20 protein-coding genes and 1 other annotated feature are annotated in these 22,741 nt (G+C 28.1%); of the genes, 15 read left to right on the forward strand and 5 right to left on the reverse strand.

Annotated elements, in window-relative coordinates:
* Window positions 1-17: 17 nt before the first annotated feature.
* Window positions 18-761, forward strand: coding sequence for a Vmc-like lipoprotein signal peptide domain-containing protein (locus MCORR_RS01810; protein WP_104207888.1), 744 nt, complete (start codon window positions 18-20; stop codon window positions 759-761).
* 657 nt (window positions 762-1,418) lie between these two features.
* On the opposite strand, the gene MCORR_RS01815 is transcribed toward MCORR_RS01810, so the two are convergent.
* Window positions 1,419-1,868 (reverse strand): hypothetical protein, encoded by a 450-nt coding sequence (locus MCORR_RS01815; RefSeq protein ID WP_104207889.1) that lies wholly within the window; start codon window positions 1,866-1,868, stop codon window positions 1,419-1,421.
* Window positions 1,869-1,943: 75 nt separating this feature from the next.
* Here MCORR_RS01815 and oppD point away from each other — a divergent pair, with 75 nt between their 5' ends.
* From oppD to MCORR_RS01850, 7 genes are all read left to right on the forward strand, one after another.
* Complete coding sequence (oppD, locus tag MCORR_RS03925; RefSeq protein ID WP_104207890.1) at window positions 1,944-3,722, forward strand: oligopeptide ABC transporter ATP-binding protein OppD; 1,779 nt, start codon at window positions 1,944-1,946, stop codon at window positions 3,720-3,722.
* On the forward strand, window positions 3,715-5,724 hold the full coding sequence (oppF, locus tag MCORR_RS03930; protein ID WP_104207891.1) for an oligopeptide ABC transporter ATP-binding protein OppF: 2,010 nt from the start codon (window positions 3,715-3,717) through the stop codon (window positions 5,722-5,724). Before oppD ends, oppF begins: the two co-directional genes overlap by 8 nt.
* Before the next feature lie 345 nt (window positions 5,725-6,069).
* The gene (gene rpsL, locus MCORR_RS01830; RefSeq protein ID WP_104205832.1) at window positions 6,070-6,483 is read left to right on the forward strand and encodes a 30S ribosomal protein S12; all 414 of its coding nucleotides are present in this window, start codon (window positions 6,070-6,072) and stop codon (window positions 6,481-6,483) included.
* Between the two features lie 79 nt (window positions 6,484-6,562).
* Window positions 6,563-7,030, forward strand: a complete 468-nt coding sequence (rpsG, locus tag MCORR_RS01835) for a 30S ribosomal protein S7 (RefSeq protein WP_104205831.1) — start codon at window positions 6,563-6,565, stop codon at window positions 7,028-7,030.
* A 42-nt stretch (window positions 7,031-7,072) separates the two neighbouring features.
* Window positions 7,073-9,142 (forward strand): elongation factor G, encoded by a 2,070-nt coding sequence (gene fusA, locus MCORR_RS01840; RefSeq protein ID WP_104207892.1) that lies wholly within the window; start codon window positions 7,073-7,075, stop codon window positions 9,140-9,142.
* Between the two features lie 131 nt (window positions 9,143-9,273).
* Complete coding sequence (gene tuf, locus MCORR_RS01845; RefSeq protein WP_104207893.1) at window positions 9,274-10,461, forward strand: elongation factor Tu; 1,188 nt, start codon at window positions 9,274-9,276, stop codon at window positions 10,459-10,461.
* Window positions 10,462-10,569: 108 nt separating this feature from the next.
* Window positions 10,570-11,988, forward strand: coding sequence for an aldehyde dehydrogenase family protein (locus MCORR_RS01850; RefSeq protein ID WP_104207894.1), 1,419 nt, complete (start codon window positions 10,570-10,572; stop codon window positions 11,986-11,988).
* Between the two features lie 44 nt (window positions 11,989-12,032).
* On the opposite strand, the gene MCORR_RS01855 is transcribed toward MCORR_RS01850, so the two are convergent.
* Window positions 12,033-12,878, reverse strand: coding sequence for a Cof-type HAD-IIB family hydrolase (locus tag MCORR_RS01855; RefSeq protein WP_104207895.1), 846 nt, complete (start codon window positions 12,876-12,878; stop codon window positions 12,033-12,035).
* Window positions 12,879-13,037: 159 nt separating this feature from the next.
* Between MCORR_RS01855 and alaS the strand changes: the two genes are divergently transcribed.
* From alaS to rplA, 5 genes are all read left to right on the forward strand, one after another.
* Window positions 13,038-15,716 (forward strand): alanine--tRNA ligase, encoded by a 2,679-nt coding sequence (alaS, locus tag MCORR_RS01860; protein ID WP_104207896.1) that lies wholly within the window; start codon window positions 13,038-13,040, stop codon window positions 15,714-15,716.
* 45 nt (window positions 15,717-15,761) lie between these two features.
* A complete protein-coding gene (locus MCORR_RS01865) occupies window positions 15,762-16,043 on the forward strand; it encodes a hypothetical protein (protein WP_104207897.1) in 282 nt (93 codons plus the stop codon).
* A 56-nt stretch (window positions 16,044-16,099) separates the two neighbouring features.
* Window positions 16,100-17,005 carry a hypothetical protein gene (locus MCORR_RS01875; protein WP_146063412.1) on the forward strand — a complete coding sequence of 302 codons (906 nt, stop codon included), beginning with the start codon at window positions 16,100-16,102 and terminating at the stop codon, window positions 17,003-17,005.
* Window positions 17,006-17,135: 130 nt separating this feature from the next.
* A complete protein-coding gene (gene rplK / locus MCORR_RS01880) occupies window positions 17,136-17,564 on the forward strand; it encodes a 50S ribosomal protein L11 (RefSeq protein WP_104205822.1) in 429 nt (142 codons plus the stop codon).
* The gene (gene rplA, locus MCORR_RS01885; RefSeq protein WP_104207900.1) at window positions 17,564-18,247 is read left to right on the forward strand and encodes a 50S ribosomal protein L1; all 684 of its coding nucleotides are present in this window, start codon (window positions 17,564-17,566) and stop codon (window positions 18,245-18,247) included. Before rplK ends, rplA begins: the two co-directional genes overlap by 1 nt.
* 297 nt (window positions 18,248-18,544) lie before the next feature.
* On the opposite strand, the gene MCORR_RS01890 is transcribed toward rplA, so the two are convergent.
* The 3 genes from MCORR_RS01890 to MCORR_RS01900 are packed head-to-tail and all read right to left on the reverse strand — an operon-like array spanning window position 18,545 to window position 21,210.
* Window positions 18,545-20,269 carry a hypothetical protein gene (locus MCORR_RS01890; protein ID WP_104207901.1) on the reverse strand — a complete coding sequence of 575 codons (1,725 nt, stop codon included), beginning with the start codon at window positions 20,267-20,269 and terminating at the stop codon, window positions 18,545-18,547.
* Between the two features lies 1 nt (window position 20,270).
* Window positions 20,271-21,017 carry an ATP-binding cassette domain-containing protein gene (locus MCORR_RS01895; protein ID WP_104207902.1) on the reverse strand — a complete coding sequence of 249 codons (747 nt, stop codon included), beginning with the start codon at window positions 21,015-21,017 and terminating at the stop codon, window positions 20,271-20,273.
* Between the two features lies 1 nt (window position 21,018).
* Window positions 21,019-21,210 carry a hypothetical protein gene (locus tag MCORR_RS01900; RefSeq protein ID WP_104207903.1) on the reverse strand — a complete coding sequence of 64 codons (192 nt, stop codon included), beginning with the start codon at window positions 21,208-21,210 and terminating at the stop codon, window positions 21,019-21,021.
* 136 nt (window positions 21,211-21,346) lie between these two features.
* Window positions 21,347-21,513, forward strand: a sequence feature (ribosomal protein L10 leader region).
* A gap of 28 nt (window positions 21,514-21,541) precedes the next feature.
* On the opposite strand from MCORR_RS01900, the gene rplJ reads away from it, so the two are divergent.
* Entirely contained in the window at window positions 21,542-22,042 is a 501-nt protein-coding gene (gene rplJ / locus MCORR_RS01905) for a 50S ribosomal protein L10 (protein ID WP_104207904.1), read from the forward strand.
* A gap of 65 nt (window positions 22,043-22,107) precedes the next feature.
* Window positions 22,108-22,473 (forward strand): 50S ribosomal protein L7/L12, encoded by a 366-nt coding sequence (gene rplL, locus MCORR_RS01910; RefSeq protein WP_104207905.1) that lies wholly within the window; start codon window positions 22,108-22,110, stop codon window positions 22,471-22,473.
* The last annotated feature ends 268 nt before the right edge of the window (window positions 22,474-22,741 follow it).

Raw genomic sequence — 22,741 nt, forward strand, 5'->3', positions numbered from 1 at the left:
CTGAATGGTAATTATTTATGAAAAAAATGTTGTTATTATTAACCCCTTTATCTGTTGTGGTTTCAACTGCAACCTTAGTTGTTTCTTGTAAAGAGGATCAAGCAAAAATAGAAGCAGCTTTTAATGGGAAGACTATTTCATTTACTAATACACTAAATGAAATTGAAGTTGGTAAAACTTTAGATAATGAAATAATGTTAATAGAAGGCTGAACATTGCCAACTCCGTCAAGCAGCGGTAGTAAATTAGAATTAAATTCACTACTAACTATTGTTGAACTTGGAGATGTTATTATTTCCCCAGATAAAGATTTACCAACACAAGTTGAAGTTTTGATGGCTGTTAAAAAAGCCAATCCATTAGTAAATGTTCCAAGTTTAGTTGTTGAAAATATAACTGCAACAACAGCAGTAATTAATGTTGTGGAAGGTTCAACATATTATGGAAATGATAATACTATTTCAGTATCTTACTCATTAGTTAAAAAAGAAGATTCTGGTGATTTTCCAATTACAGTTACTTCTAGTGATCCATCAAAAGCAGTTGCTGAAATTGTTGCTGTAACCCCAAACCCTGAACAGTTACAACCTGAGTATGGTCTTTACTTATATGCTATTCGAGTAACTGGTGTTGCTCCAACTGATCCTGATAAAGACGTTATATTTAGTGTTGTTTGTGAGGGCGCTGTATTTAATGAAAAATTTACAGTTAAAGTAGTTGAGGCTGCTAGTGGAAAACCTATTGAAAATTCACAATCTTAAAAATTGAATAATAATTCTTTATCAATCGGCAATTTAAAAAAACTTCTAAATAAAAGAATGAAAATAATCTCCTAAGTATAGTATTTCAAGAATAAAAAAATATTATTGATAGTATTTGACTAAGGGAGATTTTTTTATGGAAAATACAAAGTGTAATAATCAAATTGAAGTCTTTTGAACGATGTGAAGATTTAAGTTATTACTGGTTTTGTTTGTTTTGAATAATTAACACTATATGTAAAAAATTCAAAGATACTTTAAAAGTTGTTAGCTAGCGTTAAGATAAAAACAACAAATTTATTATTTAATAATGTTCTTGAACAACTTAAATTGAAGCACAAATGAAGCACAAAGTTTTTGTAACAAAATAGCAATTGCTATTAATTCTCTATAATTTTCCAATCTTTTCAAATGCAACGTATAAGACTTTTTTACTAGTTTGAAAAAATTAGTGATTTCAAAACTTTAAAGCCAAGATCTTTGAACACACAGAATAATTTTTTTGAATATATAGGCTATTATAATTTTTGAAAGAATAAGTTTTAAATCAAAAAGTGCTCTATAAGAATCATGAAGTAATTAATAATATTTTAAAAAATATAAATCACACACTTGATGGAACATGTTTATTTAAAATAAGAGGTGATTTTTTTAAAATTATTGATTAGTTAAAGTTATTATAAGTTTTATTATTCCAGCTATCAATAGAATTAGCCCTATTAAAAAAATTATTCTAGCTTTTTTTCGATTTTTAGCTTCTTCAATTGTGTATGTTGAATCATATCTTCTACGTTGATCACCATAAAACCTAACAGTTCTTCTGTTTCTAATAAAACCAATGATTATTCAAATTAAAAAACAGATAAAGGACCCTGTTGTTGTTGTAAATTCTCAGGAAAAATCAGTATTTCAGGTTACTATTTTGTCAATTATAAATGCAATTGCTACCCACAATATAACTACAAAAACTATAAACAAGTAGTTACGATAATTAAGTTTTTTTGCAATTTTAAATTTTATTTTTTTGGCAGTATTCTCATCTTCTGCATTTAACCCAATTGCTATACTTTTATTCTCATTAAGTGCATTATTTTCATTTATATTCATTGTTTAAAACCCCCATACCTTTATATAATGATATAACAATTTAAATATATTTTATCCAAAAGAAAGGAATTCAAAATGGAAAAACAAAAATTAAAAAAGATTTTGTCAGTTAAGGATTTGGAGGTTAAATTCCAAGTTAGAAATAGAATATTAACAGCAATTAGAAATATATCATTTGATCTTTATGATGGTGAAATATTAGCGCTTGTTGGCGAATCTGGATCGGGTAAGTCAGTTGTCACAAAAACATTTACGGCTATGTTAGATTCCAATGGCTGAATAAGTGATGGTTCTATAATTTATAACCCTCCTCATTCGCTAAAAGAAAGCACGATTGATTATTTCAAGAAGCCTTTTGACATTATTAATATTGAAAACGTTTTGATAGACTCAAATGTAATTAAATTTATAAATAAGCGAAATAACAAAATAATTAAGACACTGAAAAAAAGAAAGAAAAGAATTTTGGACTTAAATCCAATTGATGGTTCTGATCCTAAAATAAGTATTGAGTCATTAAATAACAAAATTGAAATTCTAAACATAAAATTCATTCTATTTAAAGAAAAAAATAACGAATTTTCAAAAACACAAAATCATAAAAAAATCAACCGTATTAAAGCAAAAATTGATAGTTTGCAAGTTGAGAAAGAAATATTTTTACAATCCAATTTTAGAGATAAAGAACTAAATGAAATTAATTCTCAAATACGAAAATTGGAGCTCGATAAAGCAAAGGTGGAAAAAATTAATAAATCTCATAAAAATATGATAAGAACGCTTGTATCATTTATTAAAGAAAGTTTAAATATTGAAGACTTGGATAATAATTTAAGAAAAAAATCTACTATAGTTCAAGAAGAACATGACAAAGTAAATGACATAAAAAACTATTTTGAATCAAGAATTTACTTGACACATTTAGAAAAAGAATTGTTTGAAATCTTTAATAAAATCTGTAATAACGAAAATATTGATAGTGAACATGTAAATAACTTATTATTTGATTGAGAGCAAATTAAAGGTCTTGTTTTTCAAAACAAAGTTAAAGCCTCTAAAACAATTCGTCAAATTAGAGGAAAAACAATTGCAACAATTTTCCAAGACCCGATGACCTCTCTAAACCCTCTTTTGACCGTTGGTTTTCAAATATCAGAGGTTCTTAGAAAACAGCTTGGGTTTTCACGTCAAGAAGCCAAGAAAGAAGCATTAAAACTTTTAGAACAAGTTGGAATACCTAATCCGAAAGAAAGATATAAAGATGTCCCCAGTAGTTATTCAGGGGGTATGAGACAAAGAGTTGTTATTGCAATTGCTTTAGCATCGCGCCCTAAAATTCTTATTTGTGATGAACCAACAACAGCACTTGATGTAACTATACAAGCGCAAATTTTAAAATTAATTAAAGAATTACAAGCCATTTACAATTTTTCTGTAATTTTTATAACTCATGACTTAGGTGTTGTTGCAAATATTGCTGACAGAATTGCTGTAATGTATGCAGGGCAAATAGTTGAAATAGGTAAAAATAAAGAAATTTTTAAGAACCCTCAACATCCATATACTTGGTCATTACTATTAGCGTTGCCACAATTAGGTACAAAAGGTAAAGCATTGTACTCCATTTCGGGAACACCACCAAATTTATTCGATGAGATAAAAGGTGATGCATTTGCACCGCGAAATAAATTTGCTTTAGCAATTGATTACATTTATGAACCTCCAATGTTTAAAGTCACTGAAACTCACTTTGCAAAAACGTGGTTGTTACATGATAAAGCAAAAAAAATTAAAATTGACACACCCAAAATTAAATTTGAAAATATAGCAAAAGAGGTAAAAACACATGATTAAGCATAGCAAAGATAAAGAGGTTTTACTTAATGTTCGTGATTTGTTGGTTGAATTTAGATCAAAAGGTCGCAAGTTTAAAGCCGTCAAAGGTGTAAATTTTGACATATATAAAAAAGAAATTTTTGGCTTAGTTGGAGAATCAGGATCTGGTAAAACAACAATTGGGAGAGCAATAGCTGGTGTCCAAAATATTCAAGATGGTTCAATCTATTTAGATAATCAAATTGTGGTTGGTACTCCAACTTCTGTTTATACTATTAATAAAGAAATAGTAAAAAAACTCAATTATGTAAATATCAAATACCGAGTAACAACCTCATACATCACAAGAACTATTGTTTATTTAAAAAAAGAACACAATAAATTTAAATCTAAACCTGAGTTGTTAAGCAAAGCAAGCTGAAAAAAAATATTTTCTACTTCAGCATTCAGCATAGTTCATCAATTGGTTGGTGATAATTTAGAATTTGTTACAAAAATTGTTAAGAATTTTGATCGAATTAATCAATTCATAACAGGGATCCATGAATACATTCCTGATATTTCAAAAGATTTAGAAATGTCGATTCTTGAAAAAAATGAAGACACTAAAAATATTGTTAATAAACTTAAAGATAAAATGAGTCTTGATTATTTTGATTTAGTTGAAATTCGCACAAAGATTAAAGAACTATCTGTGAACAAAACACCAGAAAATTTTCAAACTCTTATGTATTTTATTTTCGAGAAGCTTAACCTGATTATTGAAAACAATGATAAAATTTCGAGAAGAATTAAAATTGCAAAGGAGTTGGAAGAGCAAAATCTCGACCTTTCTGCTCCATTGCAAAAACGAAAACACTTAATTGAAAAATATTACAGAATGATTTATATAACTAAAAAAGAATTTATTAAAATATACAATAACCCTGAAATTGATCACACCAACTTAATTAATTCAGTTGGTAATACTCTTTTAACACAAATGTTGACAAAAAACTTAGATGAATCATTAGATGAATCGATCGATGACAAATACATTAAAGATAAAAGAATTATTAAATACTATAATAGTTTAATTCCTAAAACTGTAGAATTGACCGATCGCCAAATTTCTTCAATTCAACAATTAATTGAATATTTAAGCCTACCACCAATTGACGATTTAGTTAATAAATCATATTTATTTAAAGTTCCCACAAAACAACAAAAGCGTGAAAATCGCAAAAATATTCAAATGATATTTCAAGATCCCGGTTCTTCCTTGAATGAAAGGATGTCTGTTGAGGAAGTAGTTGGAGAAGGAATCGAGAACTTCCCTGAATTATATAATTCTCCAGAATTAAAGTTTGAATATGTTGAATGATTTAACACAAATAATCCAGATAGCTCAATTAATATTAGTTCAAATGCTAAAAATGCCCAAATTCGTAAATATCAAGTTTTAAAATTAATACAATCTGTTGGCTTACTTCCTGAACACTTATCTCGCTACCCACATGAATTTTCAGGCGGACAAAAACAAAGAATTGGAATTGCTAGAAGTTTAGCTTTAAAACCAAAAATTATTATTGCTGATGAACCAATTTCGGCTCTTGATGTTTCTATTAGAGCACAAGTTCTTAATCTTTTTCAACAATTTAAAGAGGAGTATGGCTTAACTTATTTATTTATTACACATGATTTATCAGTTGTTAAATTTATTGCTGATAGAATTGCAGTAATATATCATGGCGATATAGTTGAAATGGCCGATTCTGAAGAGTTGTTTACTAATCCACACCACCCATATACAAAAAGTTTATTATCAGCAATTCCTCAGCCAGATCCTGACTATAAATTTAATGAAAAGATAATCAATTATAACCCCTATAAAGAACATTATGATTATATTTTCGATACTCCTGATTTTATTGAGGTTAGTGACAATCACTTTGTGTTAGCAAATAAACGTGAGCTTGCTTTGATTGAAGCAAATATTGCTGCTAAAACTAAATCTGAAAGATCAAAAAGAACAACTTAGTAAACTAGGAAAAATAAAATCTACATTTCTATATAGAGAGGTAGATTTTTTCTGTCTAAACACTAACAAAACAACAATAAATTAAATCGCATATAAGTTGATACAATAATAATAGAATGTGAAGGTATGAATTATCAACATAGCTTTTTATAGTATTGGTTAATTAATAAACTGTAGTTTTTATTTTTTTTATTTCTCATAAAGATAGTTTTTATTTTAAAGTTTTGTTAACTGATTTAAAATAAGTTATTATTTTTTAGTAAATAACTATTTTTTTAAATTAATGCTTTATAATTATTATTGGTGAGTTCAACACACACGGAATTGTGAAGGGAGGAAATATAAATGCCAACAATTAATCAATTAGTCAAAACAAATCGTAAGGCTAAAACTTGAAAAACAAAAGCGCCTGCTCTAAATAGAGGGGTTAACTCTTTAAAAAAGAAAGTAACTAAAGTTTCATCACCTCAAAAAAGAGGAGTATGTACTCGTGTTGCTACAATGACACCTAAAAAGCCTAACTCTGCCCTACGTAAATATGCACGTGTAAGATTAACAAACGGAATGGAAGTTAATGCTTATATACCTGGAGAAGGGCACAACTTACAAGAACACTCAGTTGTACTTATTCGTGGTGGAAGAGTTAAAGATTTACCTGGAGTACGTTACCATATAGTTCGTGGGACACTAGATACTCAATCTGTAAATAACCGTCAAAAATCTCGCTCATTGTACGGAACTAAAAAACCTAAAAAATAAAAGATAATCAATAATATAACACCGTTGACATGAACCACAATTATGATTAAACAAGAAAAAATGAAAGGGCCTAAAAAACATGCGTAAAAATCAAGCCGAAAAAAGAGACGTTTTAGCAGATCCAAAGTACAACTCAAAATTAGTTACACGTGCCATTAACAAAATTATGTTAGATGGTAAAAGGGGTATTGCTCAAACCATTATTTATGATGCATTTGATATCATAAAAGAAAAAACTGGTCAAGATCCTGTTGAAATTTTTAATAAAGCAATTGAAAACATTCAACCTCACTTAGAATTAAAAGTTCGTCGTATTGGTGGTGCTAACTATCAAGTTCCTGTTGAAGTTTCAGCAGAAAGACAAATTACTTTAGCATTGCGTTGATTAATTAGTTATTCAAGATTAAGAAATGAAAAAGTTATGACTATTAAATTAGCTAACGAAATTATTGATGCTTCAAACAACATGGGTGGATCTGTTAAAAAACGTGAAGACACTCACAAAATGGCAGAAGCAAATAAAGCATTTGCACATTACCGTTGATAATATTATCAATTTTAAATATATACACAAAATAAGGAGAAAAAAATGGCAAGAGAATATAGCCTAAACAACACTCGAAACTTTGGTATTATGGCTCATATTGATGCTGGTAAAACAACAACAACAGAGCGTATATTATTCCATACTGGTAAAATTCACAAAATTGGTGAAACTCATGAAGGAGCTTCACAAATGGACTGAATGGCACAAGAACAAGAGCGTGGTATTACTATTACTTCAGCAGCTACAACAGCCTTCTGAAATAATAATAGATTCAACATAATTGATACGCCAGGTCACGTTGACTTTACTATTGAAGTTGAACGTTCATTGCGTGTACTTGATGGAGCTGTAGCGGTTCTTGATGGTCAATCTGGTGTTGAACCTCAAACTGAAACAGTTTGAAGACAAGCAACAACATATAGAGTCCCTCGTATAGTTTTTGTTAACAAAATGGACAAAACTGGTGCAGATTTTATTTATTCAGTTAAATCAATTGGTGATAGATTAGGGGCAAAAGCTGTTCCAATTCAATTACCCATTGGTGCCGAAGATAACTTTTCAGGACTTATTGATTTAGTTGAAATGAAAGCTTATAGTTTTGATGGTAAAGCAGAAGAAATAGCAACTGATATTGCTATTCCTGCTGACTTATTAGATCAAGCACAAGAATTAAGAGATAAATTAGTTGAAACTGCTGTTGAATATGATGAAGAATTAATGATGAAATTTCTAGATGGAGAAGAAATAACAGTTAGCGAATTAAAATTAGCAATTCGTAAAGGTGTTCTATCAGCTGAATTCTTTCCAGTATTAGCTGGTTCAGCTTTTAAAAACAAAGGTGTTAAATTATTATTAGATGCAGTTATTGATTATCTTCCATCACCACTTGATGTTCCTTCAATTAAAGGAGTCTTACCAAATGGGCAAGAAGCAGAAAGAAAAGCAGATGATAAAGAACCTTTTTCAGCATTGGCTTTTAAAGTTATGACAGACCCATTTGTTGGAAAACTAACTTTCTTTAGAGTTTATTCAGGTGTACTACAAAAAGGAAGTTATGTATTAAACTCAACAAAAGGTGAGAAAGAACGTGTAGGACGTATTTTACAAATGCATGCCAACAACCGTAATGAAATTGATGAAGTGTATGCTGGAGATATTGCTGCAGCAGTTGGTTTAAAACAAACTACAACTGGAGATACATTAGTTGATGAAAAACACGAAATCATTTTAGAATCAATGGTATTCCCAGAACCTGTTATTCAATTAGCTTTAGAACCAAAAACTAAAGCTGATCAGGAAAAAATGGGATTAGCTTTATCTAAACTTGCAGAAGAAGATCCAACTTTCAAAACATTTACTGATGAAGAAACTGGGCAAACTATTATTGCAGGAATGGGTGAACTTCATTTAGACATTATTGTTGACCGTATGAAAAGAGAATTCAAAGTTGAAACAAATGTTGGAGCACCTCAAGTTTCATATCGTGAAACAATTAAATTACCAGCTAAATCAGAAGGTAAATATGTTAAGCAATCAGGTGGACGTGGATCATATGGCCACGTTGTTATTGAATTTGAACCGAATCACGATAAAGGTTTTGAATGAATTGACAAAATTACTGGTGGGCGTGTTTCAAAAGAATACATCAATGCTGCACGTAATGGATTAGAGTCAGCGTTACAAAATGGTATTGTTGCTGGATACCCAATGATTGATGTTAAAGCAACAATAGTTGATGGATCTATGCATGATGTCGATTCAAATGAAATGGCATATAAAATTGCTGCATCATTTGCACTTAAAGAAGCAGCAAAAAAAATGAACCCAATTATTTTAGAACCTATAATGAATGTTGAAGTAACAATTCCTGATGAGTATTATGGAGATGTTATGGGTAATATTTCATCAAAAAGAGGTTTAATTGAAGGATCAGAACAAAGAGGTAATGCACAAACTGTAAAGTCTAAAGTTCCTCTAACTGAGATGTTTGGTTATGCCACTGAACTTCGTTCATTTACACAAGGTCGTGGAAACTACACTATGATCTTTAGTCATTATGCAGAAGCACCAAAGAGTGTAGCAGAAGAAATTATTAAAAAATCAGGTAAATAATTTAAATTATTATCATTAAATATTAACAATAAGTATATATAATTAATTAATAGAAACGCCCCTACGGGGGCGGTAAAGATACTAGAAAGTAAATCTAATATCGCAAAAACTATACAAGGAGAAATAAACAAATGGCAAAAGAAGCATTTGATCGTAGTTTACCCCACGTTAACATTGGTACTATTGGACACGTTGACCACGGTAAAACTACTTTAACAGCTGCAATTACAAAAGTATTAGCAGCAAAAGGTGGAGCAGAGTTTAAAGATTACGCAAATATCGATAATGCTCCAGAAGAAAGAGAACGTGGTATTACTATTAATACATCACACGTTGAATATAAAACTGAAAAAAGACACTACGCTCACGTAGACTGTCCTGGACATGCCGATTATGTTAAAAACATGATTACCGGTGCTGCTCAAATGGATGGTGGAATATTAGTTGTTGCTGCAACTGATGGACCTATGCCTCAAACTCGTGAACACATCTTGTTATCAAGACAAGTTGGAGTTCCAAAAATCGTTGTTTTCTTAAACAAATGTGATATGGTTGATGATGAAGAGATGATCGACTTAGTTGAAATGGAAGTTAGAGATTTATTATCTGCTTATGACTTTGATGGAGATGGAGCACCTGTTATTAGAGGGTCGGCTTTAGGAGCACTAAATGGTGATGCTAAATGAGTTGCTGCAATTGAAGAATTAATGGCAGCAGTTGATGAATACATCCCCACTCCACCTCGTGATTCAGACAAAACATTTTTAATGCCTGTAGAAGATGTATTTACTATTACAGGTCGTGGAACTGTTGCAACTGGACGTGTTGAACGTGGAACTGTTAAAGTTAACGAAGAAGTTGAAATCGTTGGATTACACCCAGCAGCTTCAAAAACTGTTGTTACTGGTTTAGAAATGTTTAGAAAATTATTAGACTTTGCTGAAGCAGGGGATAATGTTGGAGCATTATTACGTGGTGTTGATAGAGACAGTATTGAACGTGGACAAGTTTTAGCTAAAATTGGAACTATTAAACCTCATACTAAATTAAAAGCATCTGTATATGCATTAACTACTGAAGAAGGTGGACGTCACAAACCGTTCTTTAATAAATACCGTCCGCAGTTTTACTTCCGTACAACTGATGTTACTGGTGAAGTAATCTTACCTGCAGGAATCGATATGGTTATGCCTGGTGATAATGTTGAATTAATTGTTGAATTAATCAAACCTATCGCTGTGGAAGAAGGAACTAAATTCTCAATCCGTGAAGGTGGAAGAACTATTGGTGCTGGAACTGTTACAGGTATTGAAGCTTAATTAAAATTTAAGAAATAAAAGAACTCTTTTTTAGGAGTTTTTTTATTTTTACTTGCTTTATAGTTAGTGTAATGTTTTATAATCAACTTATGATAAAAGGAGACGCGTATGAAACAATATCATTCAATAATAAATAATAAAAAAATAGATAATGGAAATTGATTAGAAATAATCAATCCATCAACAAATCAAGTCTATGCACAAGTTTCAGCTTTAACTAAAATTGAACTTGATGAAGCTTTTAAATCAGCTAGATCAGCTTTTAAAATATGAAGTGCATTAAATGTAGAAAAAAGAAAAGAAATATTAGTTAACTGAAAAAAATTAATATTGTTAAATAAAGAAGAGTTAGCACAAATACTAGTTAGCGAAGTTGCAAAATCACATAAAGATGCATTATCAGAAATTATTAGAACCGGTGAGTATATTGATTTAACAATCAGTGAATTTGAAAATATGGAGTTATTAACTTTTGACAATACCTACAATGGGATACAAGAAAATATTTATGCTGAATACCACAGGATTCCTAAAGGTGTTGGAGTTGCTATTTCACCATTCAACTATCCTGTTAATTTGAGTATCTCCAAATTAGCTCCAGGTATTTTGACTGGAAATACATTTGTATTTAAACCAGCAACTCAAGGTTCTATTGTTGGTATTAGACTAATTGAATTAGCTATTGAAGCTGGTATTCCTGCTGGGGTTTTAAATGTTGTTACAGGAAAAGGAAAAGATATTGGTGATGATATAGTTAAAAATAATGAAATTGATTTTATTTCCTTTACTGGATCAGTAGGCGTAGGAAATAGAATAAAAGAATTAGCTTCATCAAAAGATTTAGTTTTTGAACTTGGTGGGAAGGATGCAGCAATTATTTTAGATGATCATAATCTTGAAAATATTGCAAGTGATATAGTTGCTGGCGCATTTAGTTATTCTGGACAAAGATGCACTGCAATAAAAAGAGTTATAACAACAAATGCTATAGCAGATAAAATTTCACCTTTATTAAAGTTAGAAGTAGAAAAATTAACTGTTGGTCTGCCAACTGAAAATTCAACAATAGTTCCACTGATTGATAAAAAAAGTGCTGATTATGTTGAAGAACTAATCAATGATGCAATACGACATCAAGCAATTGCTTTAACTAGTATTAAGCGTAAAGAAAATTTGATTTGACCAGTATTATTAGATAAAGTCGCACTAAAATCTAAAGTGGCTTGAGAAGAACCTTTTGGACCTATATTACCAATAATTAGAGTTGAAACAATTGATGATATGATTAAAGTTGCTAATGAGTCGAATTTTGGGCTTCAAACAACAATTTATTCTAAAGATGAAAAATTAGCTTATGAGTTAGCCTTTAAATTAGAAGTTGGAACTATCAATATTAATCGTAGAACTCAACGAGGACCTGATGTTTTACCATTTTTAGGTGTTAAAGATTCTGGTTTTGGAGTTCAAGGTATTAAAGAAACAATAATGTCAACAACTAGATATAAGGGAATAATTAGAAAAAAATAAACATGAATCAGTGCTTGTAATTATATCTATTCTTATTAATGCTTTTATAAGTTTAATAATTTATCTAATGTGTCTCCAACACCGCCTTCATTGTTTGTTAAATCAGTAATGATAGAAGCAACTTCTTGTAGTTTTGGATTTGCATTTTTTAAAGCAACACTAGTTCCAACAGTTTTTAACATTTCATAATCATTTAGTTGATCACCAAATGCAATTGTGTGTTTTAAAGATATGTTGTAATATTGAGCAACCATTTCAGCTGCAAAACCTTTATTAACAAATTTATTATTAATTATAAGTATTGGTTTTTCACTAATGTGTTCAATACCATAAATTAAATCAGATTTAACTATAACAGAATTACCAAAATCTTTTTTTAGTGTATCAACTACATACTTAAAATTAGTATTAGACTTAAGTTTTATTATTAAGTTACTTGCAGGGCCTTTTCAATCATTGATAATATCTCCCATTTCAGTTTTATCTTCTGTATCAACTACAAAAAATTTATCTTTAGGATTTAAAGACATACCGTGGTTATAATATTCAACAACAGCATTATCTATTAAATCATTTAATACTTCATGTTTGAATATTTGTTTAATAATTGTTTCACTTATTGGTAGAACTATTCTTTTAAATTGCTTGTGAACAGGATCTGATATATGACCACCATCTAGTGACACAAGTATAGTTGACATATTAAGGTCTTTATATATTTTTTCGGCATCTCTTGAGACTCTACCAGTACAAATACAAACTATATGACCTGCTTGAGTTGCTTTTTCTAATGAACTTCGAGTTTTAGGATGAATGGAAATATGGTCATCCATTAAAGTTGTACCATCTAAGTCTATTAAGATAAGTTTTTTAAATATTTTATTTTTCATTTTCTAATTACCTATTTATTTTATAATATGATTTTAACACAAAACCCTACTACCCAAAACATTCCAAGAATATTATTAAATCAATCAATATTTAATAATGTGAATTAATCATAGAGAAAAACATATAAGTTATAATAAATAAAGAATATAAGGAGAACCATGAAAAAATTATCAACCAAAGAAATTAGAAATATGTGACTTAACTTTTTTAAAAGTAAAAATCATCACTTTTTACAACCAGTTAGTTTAATACCTGTTGAAGATCCATCTTTGCTTTGAATTAATTCTGGAGTTGCAACCTTAAAACCATATTTTGACGGTAGAAAAAACCCACCAGCACCAAGATTAACAAATTCGCAAAAAGCAATAAGAACTAATGATATTGAGAATGTTGGTGTTACAGCTAGACACCACACAATGTTTGAAATGTTAGGTAATTTTTCTATTGGGGATTATTTTAAAAAAGAAGCTATTGAATTTGCTTGAGAATTGTTAACAAGTGAAAAATGATTTGCAATTGATAAAAATAAACTGTACATAACAGTTTTTGAAGAAGATCCTGAAGCATATGATATTTGAATTAACATAATCAAAATCAAACCCGATCATATTTTTAAAATGAACAGAGAAACAAACTTTTGAGATGTTGGTCAAGGTCCTTGTGGTCCAAACACTGAAATATTTTTTGATCGTGGTGAAAAATGAGATAAAGAAAAAAAAGGTACAAAATTATTATCAGAAGATATTGAAAATGATCGATATATCGAAATATGAAATATTGTTTTTTCACAGTTTAATAATGATGGAACAAATCAATATTCTGATTTACCGAGAAGAAATATAGATACTGGAGCTGGTTTAGAAAGAATAGCTTCTATTTTTCAAGATACACCAACTAACTTTGAAACTGACATTTTTTGACCTACAATAAATAAAATTCAATCATTAACAAAAAATAATTTTTCATATTCAATTGAAAACTATACCAACCCAAAAAAAGAACAAACTAAAATAAACACAAATTTTAAAGTTATTGCTGATCATGTTAGAGCAACTAGTTTCGCAATTGCTGATGGAGTTTTTCCAGGTAATAAAGAACGTGGGTATATTATTAGACGACTTATTAGAAGAGCTTTAATTAAAGGTTTAAATTTAGGAATAGAAAATACATTCTTATACACTTTAGTTGATTGTGTCATCGAATCAATGTCTGATTTTTATCCATACTTAATTGATAAAAAAGAATTAATTATTAAAACAATTAAAACAGAAGAAGAAAAGTTTTTGCTAACTTTAAATAAAGGTTATGAAGTTTTAAATAAAATTATTTTTTCTAAAAAAATAGTATCTGGTGAAGATGCTTTATTATTATTTGAATCATATGGTTATCCAGTTGAACAAACTTTAGAAATTGCTGAAGAAAAAAAAGTTAAAGTAGATATTGATAAATTTTATAAATTAATGGATTTAAAAAAACAACAGGCTAGAGAATCAAGAAAAGAGTTAAAAGCTTGAGATAATCAAAACGAATTGTTTACAAAATTAAATATTACTTCTGAATTTACAGGTTGAGAAGAAACAATACACAATTCAGCTAGAGTTCTTTATATATTCGATGAGAATGGTTCAGTTCAAAAAGTTAATAATAAAAATGTATTTGTAATTTTAGATAAAACCCCATTTTATGCTGAAAAAGGTGGGCAAGTAGGTGATTCTGGTGTATTGGTAAAAAATGGTATTGAATTTAAAGTAACTGATACTCAACAAGGTCCAAAAAATCAAAATATTCACTCAGTAAATGTCACTGGGGAGTTAAGTGTTGGTGATGTTGTTGATGCTATTGTGGATCATGAAAAAAGAGTTCTGACAATGAAAAATCATTCAGGAACGCATATTATTCATTCAGCTTTAAGAGCAGTTTTAGGACATGATGTTATGCAATCTGGTTCATATAATGACGAATTTGGATTAAGAATGGATTTTACATACAATGAATCTATAACTCAAGAAGATCTGAAAAAAGTTGAAGATTTAGTTAATACAAAAATTCATGAATCAATTAAAAGGGAAGTTTATTTTTGTTCTATTCAAGATGCTACAAACAAGTATAAAGCTTTAGCATTTTTTGCTGAAAAATATGATGAGATAGTTAGGGTTGTAAAGTTTGGCGATTTTTCTAGTGAATTGTGTGGTGGAACACATGTAAAAAATACCAAAGACATTGAAGAATTATTAGTGACTAGTATACAGTCAAAAGGAAGCGGAGTTTATAGAATAAAGTGTTTAACATCTTTTAAAACTATTTCAAAGTATATAAAAGAAGAATTTAAAATATATTTACAAAAGATAAGTGAAATCAAAACTAAATATAATAACCTTAAAAATATTTTGGAATCCAAAGAATTAGAAGAAATATTTGAATATGTTAATAAACTTGAAATTTCAAAATTAAATTATGAAATTTTGAAGTCAAAACTTGTAACTTTAAATGATAAATTTAAAGTATTTGAAAAGAGAGTTTTAGATTTACAATCTGAACAAAAAATTAATCTTTACAAAAACTATAAACCAGAATTAGTTGAAGGAGTTAATTATGTAACAATTGAAGCAGAAGGTTTAAATATACCTGTAATTAAAGTTTTAATTGATGAGTATAAAAACAAATATGATAGATTGATAATAAAAGTTTTTTCAAAAACAACAGATCAGAACTTTGTTGTAGTAGGAGTTACACAAGACATTCAAGACAAATATAAAGCAATAGACATATTTAAATCCCTAGAAAAACAACCAAAGGGTGGTGGCAATGCATCACTGGCTCAGGGAAAATATATTTAAAATAAGAATATGCTATAATTATTTTAAAAGAAAGGATCGGGAATTATGGACATTTTGAAAAGAGCTTTATCAACATTGTTAAATGGTTTTTTAGGTGTTATAACTGTTGGTATTCTACCTTTGGTATTATGACTGTTAGACAAACCATTAGTAGGACAAATGTTGTTAGGTACACCTCAAGCATCAAATAGAGTGCAAGCATTAGTTTATGGAATATTTTTTGTTTTAATATCAATAACTTTTATTGGACTTATCTTAATAATGATTTGATGTGTATTAGGTAAAGAGCCGCTAGCTTTAGAAGTTACTAAATTATTAGTTAAGTAATTTAACCAATCACAAAAATTGCTATGGCAATTTTTTTATATTCCCAACTAATTTAGATGTATTATTTATTCACTAAAAACATATTAATTCAAATAACTGAAGATTTAAAAAATAAAAAGTTTTTAATTGGTGATTTAGAATTTGATACATTACCTCAAAACATAATTAATGATTCATTTTCTTCTTCTAATTGAAATAGAGCTTTCAAGTTTAAACCCAATAAAGATGTTTTAGAATATAATACATTTTTTATTATGGTTGAAATAGATTTATTTTTTAAAAATAATAAGATTGAAGTTTTAACTAAAAAATCTTTTTTTCAAAACATAATAAATCAACCTTATTTTAAAAATTGTTTTTTAAATGAAGTAGTTAAGCACTATTTTAAAAACACGCTAAGATCTAGTATAAATTTAGATAATGAATCACTTTTTTTAGCCAAGTATAAACCAGAGAATAAAAAAGATATTTTAAGAATTGATTCATTTGATAGATTTGTCATATTTGATGAAAATATAGATTTGTCAAAAAAGAAATTTCAAACTTTATTTATATATAAAAAAGGTTTAAAAAAAGCAACTTGAAGTGTAAATAGCAAAAATCAATTAATATATAAAATACCAAATAATTTATCAAATGAATTAATTAATCAAGCATTTGCTTTCGATTTAAATAGTCAATATTTTTTAATAAACAATAACTCAAAAAATAATCCAAACTTAATTTTTGAGTTATTAATAAATGACAATCTTGTTCAAAAAACTTTATCACAAAGTATTATTCAAGCATTGCACTCAATAGAGGATGAACACACTTCTTGACATTTATATAATTTTACAAAAGAATTAAAGTATATAGAAAATGATATTAACAACTTATCAAGCAACCATGAAATAATAAGTTTAAAAAGTAAAATATTTAAACAAAATTATTTAAATTTGTTATCTAAGCCAAATAAATAATTTACTCAAAAATAAAACATGCTATAATTAAATAGACTGATTTTTATTGTGGGAGAAGTGTCTAATGCTTCACATGTACCACAGCGAGTAAAAAACAGCCGACTAAAATTTACATTAGGAGGAATAGCCCGTGGCTAAAAAAATCACACGTATCGCGAAATTAGAATTTATGGCGATGCAAGCAAAACCAGGAGCAGAGTTAGCTTCTTTAGGAATTAACATGCCTGAGTTTACAAAACAGTTTAACGACGCTACAAAAGATCGTGCAGGAGATGTTGTTCCTGTAGTTATTACAGCTTATGATGATAAGTCATTTGACTTTATACTAAAAACAACACCAGCAGCTATTTTATTAAAAAAAGCAGCAGGAATTGAAAAAGGTTCAAGTAATGCTAAAGCTAAAATAGTTGGATCTGTATCAGCTGCTCAAATTAAAGAAATAGCTGAATACAAATTAATAGACCTAAATGCTAACACAGTTGAAGCTGCCATGAAAATAATTGCAGGTACTGCAAAAAATATGGGAATCAAAGTTGAAGGTATGGAGGAAGTTAACTAATGGCTAAAATTTCAAAAAGAATGAATAATGCTAATGCATTAGTAGAAAAACATAAAGTTTACTCTTTAGAAGAAGCTATCAAGTTAACTAAAGAAACTGCAACTACTAAATTTGATTCAACTGTTGAGTTAAGTTTTAATCTAAATATCGATCCAAGAAAAGCAGACCAACAAATTCGTGGAGCAATAGTTTTACCAGCTGGTACTGGTAAATCACAAAAGATTTTAGTTTTAACAAATACTAAAGTTAAAGAAGCTCAAGAGGCAAAAGCTGATTTTGTTGGTGGGGAAGAATTGATTCAAAAAATTCAAAAAGAAAACTGATTTGAATTTGATATAATAGTAGCTACACCAGAAATGATGGCAAAATTAGGAGCTATTGGTAAAATTTTAGGACCAAAAGGTTTAATGCCTAACCCTAAAACAGGAACAGTAACTGTTGATGTAACAAAAGCTATTGACGAAATTAAAAAAGGTAAAATTGAATACCGTGCTGATAAAGAAGGAAACATCCACACAATTATTGGTAAGGCATCTTTTACACCAGAACAATTAACACAAAACTATGAAGCTATGAAAGCCGAAATTAGAAGAGTTAAACCACAAACTGTTAAAGGTGATTATATTATTAATATTTCACTTTCAACAACAATGGGTCCTGGTATTAAAGTTGAAACTAATTAAATATAATTAAAAAAGAATTATTGCAAGCGAAGATATTTTCGCAAGTATCCAAAATACTTTTTTATAAAAAATAGGCAATTCCATTTTTGGAATTGCTTTTTGTTTGTTTGATCTTGTCAAGAAAAGTGAACACAAAAATTGCAATTAAGAATTATTTAATAAAAACATTTTTTATTATTTTTTGTATACTTAAAAAATTATATTCTTAACTAAAAAACGCTAACTCAGGTTAGCGTTAGTTGACAACAAACTATTTAGTTTATTTTTGTTATTACTGGTAGTTTTTTGACAATAAGTTTAACGAATTAGCCTACGCGTAAATATACAAAATCCAGCACCTGTTATTATTGTACTTATTAACACTAAAACTAATTGATACACAACAGGGTTATAAAAGTTTTTGATTAACGATTTATTGAGACTCGGAACCATTTGCACTGGATTAAATTTTAATATTTGATTACTTTCCTCTTCTTCAGAACTATTTATGAAATTACTATCAACAGAGTAATTAGCAAAAATCCATTTCCAAAAAAAGTTTTCAAAGTTTTTTATTTTTTGTCAATCTTCAACAAAAAAGTTAGGTGATATAATACTTGAATAAGTTAATATACCTGGCAATACATAAATATATTTTTTAATTGAACTTATTTCATCTTTATCAAAATTAATTGGTCTAGTTTTCATTAATGTGTTAATAGCAATCAAATTTGATAGCTGGTTTCATGCTTGCAAACCAACTGGTATTTGCACTTCACCTTTTTGTGCATAACCATCTAGTTTATTGTTTCAATCCCTATTACCTCAAATTCCCAATTTGCTTGAAATATTTTTTGAATAAAACTTAGGTGGCGAATTTGAAGAAAATATTGAATTGTTTGTGAATGCTCTTTTAGCAAAATTTAATATAATTTCATTTCATTTTTGACTTTCTGAATTAAAAAACTCATTTTCAATTATTTTTGATACTTTTTCAATTTCTTTTAATAAAAATGAAGAGTTATTTTTATTAAAAGCATCAATAACGTTTACAGAATTTTTATAATCAGTTGAAAGACTGTCAAATAAATGCTTATTGTTATAAATCCCTTCATTTATCTTGTAGATAATTGTGTTTTTAAATTCAGGGTTAATTTCCAAACTTTCTTTTTCATCATCAACATCATCTTCTGAGAAAACTTTATTAATTGTTTCGATGTCATAAATTCCGTTTTCTATGATAAAGAAAGAATACTTATCAAACCCTGTTTTTTTTCCTGATTCTTGGTTTTCACCAATATATTTTTTATTCAATATTTGATTGGAAAGATAGCCTTCGCTTAATATTTTTTGTGCTAGTGAATCTTTTTCACTTCCGGCTTTGAAAGATTGATCGGAATCATATTCTACATTAAGAGAAATTGTTTCTACTAGAGATGATGATAATAGAATATCTTTGGGTATTAATAATATTGAACCCATACCAAATAATGGTAAAAACAAACACAAGATAAAAAATAATGAAGAAACAGATAACGTAATCTTATTTTTTAAAAAAGCAAATACAAAAAGAAACACAGCGGTGATTAAAAAATCAATTGGTAGTAATATAAACACTATAAAAGGATAATTATTCATTTCATATGGAATTTTTATTGAGCAAACTATCAGCATTATTAGTGACAATATAAATAGGTAACTAATTGTTAAAGTCTTGTTTGCTAATAATCTATTGAAAAATATTTCTCAATAATTAGAACCTTTTCTTCTTTCTAAATTCATAATTCCCTTATTGAAATCTTCACAAAACAAAGCATCAAGATTTACTATTTCATAAACACCCAAACTTAAAATTCCAATAATAAAAAACAACAACAAACCAATAGCGTTAGTATCGTTAAAACCAATTAGAAAATAACTCGAAATAATTATAATAACTGTTGTAATGGGAAATCAAAATATGTTAAACTTAGAAACTCATGTTTTTTTCAAAGCAAGCTGTAATGAAGCTTTATTTCATTTTTTTAATAAACTTATTTTCATATTAATATCCTTTCACAATTTCGTCAACTTTTATTTTGGATTTTGGATTTCTAATATTTTTTTCATAGAGTTCTGCTAAATTGTCTTTTTTGTTATTGAAGTGTTTTTCTAAAATAATTTCACCTTTATCAACCAATACAACTTTGTTAATAAGTTTTTCTAATTCTTCAATATCATGACTAGTAATCAAAACTATCAAATCAAACTTTTCAATTAACGTTTTAAAAAGTAAAATAAAGTCTTTTCTTGTTTGAATATCCATATTAGCCATTGGTTCATCACAAATTATCATTTCTGGTTTATTCATTAAAGCACAAAGTAATAAAAACCTTTTTTGCATCCCAGATGATAAATGTAAAAATTTTTTATTTTTATATTCTAACAGTTCAAGTGATTCACTTAATTCTTTAAAACGCATTTTAAATTGTTTTTTATTTCCATCAATATTTGATAATAAATAATTATGATAACAATAATCTATAATTTTAAAGTTTTTGGGAAAGTTATTTTGATCTGGGAAAAACTCAATTTTTCTTAAATCATATTTGCTTATTGCTTTACCATTCACCAAAATTTCTCCTTGGTCTAACCTATATTCTTGAAATATAGATTTAATAATAGTAGTTTTACCAGCCCCATTGTTTCCTATTAACCCAAGCACTTCGCCATTTTTAATTGAAAAATTCACATTGTTTAGAGAAAAGTTTTTAGATAGTTTTTTACTAACGTTTTTTAAAACTAGTTCCATACTATTCTTTTTCCCTAAAGCTGTATCAAAAACCTTTACCCCAAAGCGACAACATGGCGTATTCGATTAATCATGTTTTTAATCAATGGTGTAAACACCAAGTAGTATAATCACCAACCAATGCATCTTTTTTATTTTCTAAAATAAATCTTGTGTTTAGTTCAATTTTTTTTAACTTTAATAAAAAAATCATAAAAACCTCCTTGGTTTGGTTTATAATATAAGTTTAGCATTTTATTTTAAAATTTAATAAATTTAAAAAACACTAAAAAATAAAAAACACTTTTTTTCAAATATTTAATAAATATTAAGTTTAGTTATGATAAAATTACTAATAGCTATTAATACCATAGACAGTAACTGGGTTTTTCCCTTAATTTGTTACCGAGGATTACGTAACTATTTATTTATAATAATAAATAAAAAATAAACATATATAATGTTTAAAACGTTACCCTTGGTTCTTTTAAGTAACCAAGGGTTTTGTTTTAGTAAAATAGAACATAAAAAGAAGGAGGTTTTTCATGACAACAACTAGACCAGCTCATACTAAAAAATCTGAAATTGTTGCAGAGATAGTTTCTAAAATTAAAAACGCTCAAGGTGTAGCAATTGCAGAATATAAACATTTAACAGTTGAACAAATGTCTCAACTTAGAAGAGAAGCTCTTAAGCAAAATATTGAAGTTAAAATTTATAAAGACTCATTATTTAGAAGAGCTGCAAAAGAATTGGAACTAAGTGAATTAGATATATATTTAACTCAACAAAACGTTTTTATATTTTCAAATGATGAAGCTATTGGTGCTGCTAAATTAGTATCAAACTTTTCTAAGAAAAATGAAAACTTAGTTTTAAAAGCAGGTATCTATGAAGGCAAAGCGCTTGACACAAAAGGTGTTATTGAAATCGGTGCTTTACCATCAAAAGATGATCTTTACTCAATGTTTGCTTCAAGTCTTATTTACCCATTACGTCAATTTATGGGTGTAGTAAACGCTATAGCAGATACAAAATCAGAATAATACAAAATCAAATTGTATTAATAGCAAATAATTAAAATATAAAAATAAATAAGGAGACCAAGAAAATGTCAATTAAAAAAGAAGATATTATATCAGCATTAGAAGAAATGAAATTAACAGAACTTAACGAATTAGTTAAAGCTATTGAAGAACACTTTGGTGTTGTAGCTTCAGCTGGTATTGCAGTAGCAGCTGGACCAGTTGCAGATTCAGCACCATCAGAAGTTTCAGTTTTATTAACAAGTGCTGGAGCACAAAAAGTTGCAGTTATTAAAGTTGTTAAAGAAATTACTGGATTAGGATTAATGGATGCTAAAAAATTAGTTGATTCAACTTTACCAGCAGTTATTAAAGAAAATGTTAAAATTGAAGACGCAGAAGCTATCAAAGCTCAATTAGTTGAAGCTGGTGCATCAGTTGATTTTAAATAAAATCAACTAAAAAACCTTAAAAATAAAATTAAACAACGCAAGTTGTTTTTTTGTTTTTTGACTTAATGAAAAAGCAAAGCAGCTCAACTTTTTGTAGGAGGATATTCAACTCAATCAATTAGTAAATTATTTGAAATGTTAACAATAATGAAAATAAAATGCAGATAATTTAATTCAAAAAAAATATAAACATTTAAAATTATTATTTTCATTTTTTCATTTTTTGATATTTTACGTCTTGAATATCTTGCCAATAAGTATTTAAATT

This window comes from Mesoplasma corruscae, from assembly GCF_002930145.1.
Lineage (GTDB): Bacteria > Bacillota_I > Bacilli_A > Mycoplasmatales > Mycoplasmataceae > Entomoplasma > Entomoplasma ellychniae.